Origin of the sequence: Cupriavidus basilensis, from assembly GCF_029335485.1 — a bacterium.
GTDB lineage: Bacteria > Pseudomonadota > Gammaproteobacteria > Burkholderiales > Burkholderiaceae > Cupriavidus > Cupriavidus basilensis_E.
Window position 1 is genome coordinate 1 of the sequence record NZ_JARJLM010000203.1, and the last position, 5,040, is coordinate 5,040.

The window sequence follows — 5,040 nt, forward strand, 5'->3', positions numbered from 1 at the left end:
CCGGAACCACATGCGTGATGAAATCGTCCAACCCCTGCGCAATCACCGGGAAGCCGAGGATGAAACCGTCCGCCGCGCCCTCGTCGACCCAGCGGATGATCTCGTCCGCGACCTGCTCGCCGGTGCCGACGAACTGCGTTCTCGGCGTGACGGTTTCCAGCGCGACCTGACGCAGCGTCAGGCCCCTGGCGCGTGCGTCGGCCTTGATGCCGTCAGTGGTGGAGCGAAAGCTGTTCCTGCCGATCTCGCCCAGTTCCGGGAAGGGCTCGTCGAGCGGATACAGGCTGAAGTCGTGATGGTCGAAATAGCGGCCCAGATAGGCCAGTGCTTCCTCGATGGTGACCAGCTCGCGGATCGCGCGGTACTTGGCCTCGGCCTCCTGCGCGGTGGCCCCGACGATGGGGCCGATACCGGGAAATATCTTCACGTCCGCCGCCTGGCGGCCATGGGCGACGGCGCTGGACTTCACCTGCTCCAGGAATGCGCGCGCGCGCTCCAGCGATGGAGAATGCGTAAACACCGCGTCGGCATATTTGCCGGCCAGCCCGACCCCGGATTCCGACGATCCCGCCTGGAAGATCACCGGCTGGCCTTGCGGCGAGCGGCCGATATTGAGCGGCCCGGCGACCTCGAAAAAACGGCCTTTGTGATCCAGCGTATGCAGCTTGTCCCGGTCAAAGAACTGTCCGGTCGCCCGGTCGCGTACAAAGGCATCGTCATCCCAGCTATCCCACAGGCCTTGCGTGACGCTCAGGTACTCATCGGCGATCTCATACCGCAACGCGTGCTCCGGATGGGCGCGGCTGTAATTCCTTGCCGAGCCTTCGAGCGGCGACGTCACCACGTTCCAGCCGGCGCGCCCTGCGCTGATCAGATCCAGCGAGGCGAACTGGCGGGCCACGGTGAAGGGGTCGCTATAGGAGGTCGACACCGTGCCGGCCAGCCCGATCCTGGAGGTCACCGTCGCCAGGGCGGACAGGATCGAAATCGGCTCGAAACGGTTGAGAAAATGCGGAATCGACTTCTCGTTGATATACAGGCCATCGGCAACGAAGGCGAAGGCAATGCCATTGGCCTCGGCCTTCTGTGCGGTCCGGATGAAAAAATCGAGATTGACGCTCGCATCGGCCGGGCCGCTGGGGTGCTTCCACGAATTCATGTGGCCACCGGCCCCCTGCAGCATGACGCCGAACGGGATGTTTCGCTTGCTCATGGCAATGTGCTCTCTTCAGATGCGCGGAGATGCGCGGAAAAGGCGGGACGTCGGGGTCAGACCCTGGCGGGCTGGTAAGCCCCGGCCAGAAGATCGACCGAGTAGAAACGCTCGGGGTAGCTGGCTACCGGAATATCGATGACGAACTCGCGGATGCCGTAGCGCCGGCTGAGTCTGTCGAGTTCACCGCGAACCACCTCGGGTGTTCCGGCGACGACATGCGGACGTTGCTCGTCGATACGGTAATCCGCCTCGCCCGTCTGACGGGCGAACTCTGCGGCTGCCTGCTGGCTCGGCAGGTTGAAGCTCTGGCCCGAGGCCAGGCGCAGCTTGAAGATACGCAGCGCGCCCACCAGTTGCTCGGCCTTCTCCTGGGTCTCGGCGGCGAAGGCATAGAGTGCCAGCGATGGCACGCGGCCGGTCGCGCTCTCGTACGTCTCGATCGAACGCTCGATATTGGTCGGATCGCCGTTGAAGTGTCCCGCGTAGCAATAGTCCCATCCGTGCTGCGCGGCCAGCGCGGCGCTTTCAGGGCTTCCGCCAAGAAGGATGCGCTGTGGCAATTCAGGGGGGACGGGCGTGGCGATGGCGCCCGCCAGAGGATGGTCCTCGGCTACGCCCCACTTCAGGAAGGCGTCCACTTCGGCAAGCTGCCCGGCGAAGCCAGGTTTGCGGGCCTTGTCGTGGAACCACTGCAGTGCCTTGGTGGTCAACGGCAGTCCGCCGGGCGCCTTGCCGATGCCCAGGTCCACGCGCCCCGGCGCCAGCGCCGCCAGCACCTTGAAGGTCTCGGCCACCTTGAACGGGCTGTAGTGCTGCAGCATCACGCCGCCCGATCCGACGCGGATCCTGGAGGTCTTGGCGAGGATATGCGAGACCACGATCTCCGGCGCCGAACTCGCCAGGCTGGGCGAGCCGTGATGCTCCGCCACCCAGAAACGCCGGTAGCCTAGTTGCTCCGCCCGCTGGGCCAACGCGACCGTCAGCTGAAGCGCATCGGCAGCCGTTGCACCCTCGGGAATCGGGCTCTTGTCGAGCAGGGAAAGAGAATAAGACACGGTGGATTGCGAATGGCCCGTGAAGGAATCGAGTAATTATTCTCACCGATGCCGGCCATTATCCATGCGCTAAATTCCTCTAACGATATGTGCATTCATTTGTGGCAAAGGCGCGCCCGGAATGATCGAATGCGTGACACACCTCCATCGAGGCCACCGAACATCGCCTGGCTCACCGACCGCGTGCCGGCAGGCATTGCCGGCACGGCCGGGCAACGGATTGCCATGACCGACAGCATTCTCGATACCACCCCGCTGGACCCGCGCGCGCAACCGCTGATCGCCGCGCTGACGATCGAATACGAACGCCGCTACGGCGACTATTTCGGCGAGCCAGCCGGCCAGGAACTATTGCGCTATCCCGCCGAACTGTTTGCGCCGCCGCATGGCGCTTTCCTGCTGCTGCTCCGCAATGGCGAAACGATAGGCGGCGGTGCCTTCAAGCGCTATGACGGACAGACCGCCGAGCTGAAGCGCGTATGGACCCGCGCGGACCTGCGCCGGCAAGGCCTGGCCCGCCGCATCCTGCTGGAACTCGAAGCCCGCGCCTCGCGGCAGGGATACCGCCGGCTCTACCTCACGACCGGATTCCGGCAGCCGGAGGCAGCGAATCTCTACCTGGATTCCGGCTATGCGGCGCTGTTCGATACCCGCCTGGATCCCGAGGCCTACGGGCACCTGCCGTTCGGCAAGGACCTGCGCGAACCGGGGCAGACCAGCGCGCTGGAAGACCTGCGGGCAGCGCATCCAGGCGCCGTCGCCGGGTAACGCAAACACCGCAAGCCGCATTCGCGCATCGACAATCATCGACAATAACGGGAGTCCTCATGAAAATCGGCAGCAAGACGATCTCACGCATTCTCGGCGGCATCGCCGTCATTCCCCTCGGCCTGGGCGCGGCGGTGGCGCTGGCCGCCAATACCCTGGACCTGAGCCCCGCCCAGCCCGCACGCATCCATGCCGAGAAGAGCGCGGATGCCATCAAGGCCCTGCCAGCCGGCTTCAGGTTTGCCAAGGAAGGGACACTGACGATCGGCATCCATCCGTGGATTCCGCCGATCAGCACTTATGCAACGGATGCAAAAACCATTGTCGGCTTCGATGCCGATCTTGCCCAGCTGGTGTCGGATAGCCTCGGCAGGAAACTGGAACTCGTGCCTGTCGCCTGGGCCGACTGGCCGCTGGCGCTCGCGTCCGGCAAGTTCGATGCGGTGATCTCCAACGTGACCGTCACCGAAGAACGCAAGGCGAAATTCGATTTCTCCAGCTATCGCAAGGACCAGCTCGGCTTCTATGCCAAATCCGACAGCAGGATTGCATCGATCAGGGAGGCCAAGGACATTGCTGGCCTGAGGATCATTACCGACCCCGGCACCAACCAGGAGAAGATCCTGCTCGAATGGGATAAACAAAACATCGCCCAGGGGCTGAAGCCGATTGCCGTGCAGTATTACGACGACGACGCGGTAAAGGCTCTCGCCATCCAGTCCGGCCGGGCGGATGCCGTCTTCAGCGTCAACGCCGTGCAAGCCTACCAGGCGGCCAAGGAAGGCAAGACCAAGCTGGTCGGCACCGTGAGCGGCGGCTGGCCGCGTACGGCGGAAGTCGCGATCACCACGCGCAAGGGCAGCGGCCTGGCGGATGCGCTGACCACGTCCCTCAACGACCTGATCAAGAACGGGAAGTACAACCAGGTACTCGATAAATGGAATCTTGGCTCGGAGGCAATCCATAAATCGGCCACCAATCCGCCCGGCCTGCCGAAGACCTGATGGCGCTCGCGGGCGCGTACCAATGGCGGCATTCGCCACGTTTCCCGCATGGGCTTGCCGCGCCTCGATCAATTAAGGCAAAATCCATCCGTTGCAGGTCTTCTGCGACAGCGTTCTCAGGGCGGGGTGAAAGTCCCCACCGGCGGTGATGGCGATTCCACGCACAAGCCCGCGAGCGCCCGGCTTTCCACGAGAGCCGGGGTCAGCAGATTCGGTGTGATTCCGAAGCCGACGGTGACAGTCCGGATGAAAGAGAGCGCGACGCTTGTGCTCCCGGCCGCCCCCAGCGGCCGGGAGCCAGGCTCGTGCGCCCTGATTCTGGAAACCTACCCAAGGAAAGCCATGAATCAGCTTGCTTCCCCGTTTCACCTTTCTCGCAATGCCTCGTCATCCCTTGCGGCAGACGGCCCGGACCAGCGCATCGCGCTGATTTGCGCCCAGTGGCACGCAACCATCGTTCATAGCGCGCGCGATGCATTCCTGGCGGAAGTTGCCAGGCAAGGCTTTTCACCGGACGCGGTGGATGTCTTCGAGGTGCCCGGAGCCTTCGAGATCCCGCTGCACGCGCGCAAGCTCGCGGCGTCAGGCCGGTACCAGGCAATCGTAGCCAGTGCTCTCGTCGTCGATGGCGGGATCTATCGCCATGAGTTCGTTGCCGATGCGGTGATCGCTGGCCTGATGCGCGTGCAGCTCGATACCGAAGTGCCTGTCATTTCGGCCGTGCTCACGCCCAAGGACTTCCACGATCACGAGGAACACCAGCGCTTCTTCACCGAGCATTTCGCCGTGAAGGGACGCGAGGCCGCCAATGCCTGCCTCAGGACCATCGAGAGTCTTGCCAGGCTTGTCGCGTAGCCCCAACCCGCCAGCCGGTGGCACGCTCTGCCGCACTGAAGCCGCCGGCATCGGCCACCTGGAGGAACAAGAGGAGATCGTCGATCTGGTCCATTGAAATCCGGTGCTGGAATCCGGGCTATTGCACTGGGAGATGCCGCAT

Annotated in this window: 5 protein-coding genes and 1 riboswitch; of the genes, 3 read left to right on the plus strand and 2 right to left on the minus strand. The window is 63.8% G+C overall.

Annotated elements, in window-relative coordinates:
• Together P3W85_RS11890 and P3W85_RS11895 are read right to left on the minus strand one after the other, a co-directional pair.
• Window positions 1–1,213: LLM class flavin-dependent oxidoreductase (locus P3W85_RS11890; RefSeq protein ID WP_276264940.1), on the minus strand; the 1,213-nt coding region annotated here is incomplete at its 3' end.
• Window positions 1,214–1,269: 56 nt separating this feature from the next.
• The gene (locus tag P3W85_RS11895; protein ID WP_276264941.1) at window positions 1,270–2,271 is read right to left on the minus strand and encodes an LLM class flavin-dependent oxidoreductase; all 1,002 of its coding nucleotides are present in this window, start codon (window positions 2,269–2,271) and stop codon (window positions 1,270–1,272) included.
• A 225-nt stretch (window positions 2,272–2,496) separates the two neighbouring features.
• Between P3W85_RS11895 and P3W85_RS11900 the strand changes: the two genes are divergently transcribed.
• The 3 genes from P3W85_RS11900 to P3W85_RS11910 all read left to right on the plus strand — a co-directional run bounded on the left by P3W85_RS11900 (window position 2,497) and on the right by P3W85_RS11910 (window position 4,898).
• Window positions 2,497–3,039, plus strand: a complete 543-nt coding sequence (locus P3W85_RS11900; RefSeq protein WP_276264942.1) for a GNAT family N-acetyltransferase — start codon at window positions 2,497–2,499, stop codon at window positions 3,037–3,039.
• A 59-nt stretch (window positions 3,040–3,098) separates the two neighbouring features.
• A complete protein-coding gene (locus P3W85_RS11905; protein WP_017230852.1) occupies window positions 3,099–4,043 on the plus strand; it encodes an ABC transporter substrate-binding protein in 945 nt (314 codons plus the stop codon).
• 108 nt (window positions 4,044–4,151) lie between these two features.
• Window positions 4,152–4,305: riboswitch (FMN riboswitch) on the plus strand.
• Between the two features lie 80 nt (window positions 4,306–4,385).
• Window positions 4,386–4,898 (plus strand): 6,7-dimethyl-8-ribityllumazine synthase, encoded by a 513-nt coding sequence (locus tag P3W85_RS11910; protein ID WP_276264943.1) that lies wholly within the window; start codon window positions 4,386–4,388, stop codon window positions 4,896–4,898.
• Window positions 4,899–5,040 lie beyond the last annotated feature (142 nt).

Excerpts from the sequence above, each read along its gene's own strand:
- P3W85_RS11900 (WP_276264942.1), top strand. The coding sequence starts at position 2,497 with ATGACCGACAGCATTCTCGATACCACCCCGCTGGACCCGCGCGCGCAA.
- P3W85_RS11905 (WP_017230852.1), top strand. The coding sequence starts at position 3,099 with ATGAAAATCGGCAGCAAGACGATCTCACGCATTCTCGGCGGCATCGCC.
- P3W85_RS11910 (WP_276264943.1), top strand. The coding sequence starts at position 4,386 with ATGAATCAGCTTGCTTCCCCGTTTCACCTTTCTCGCAATGCCTCGTCA.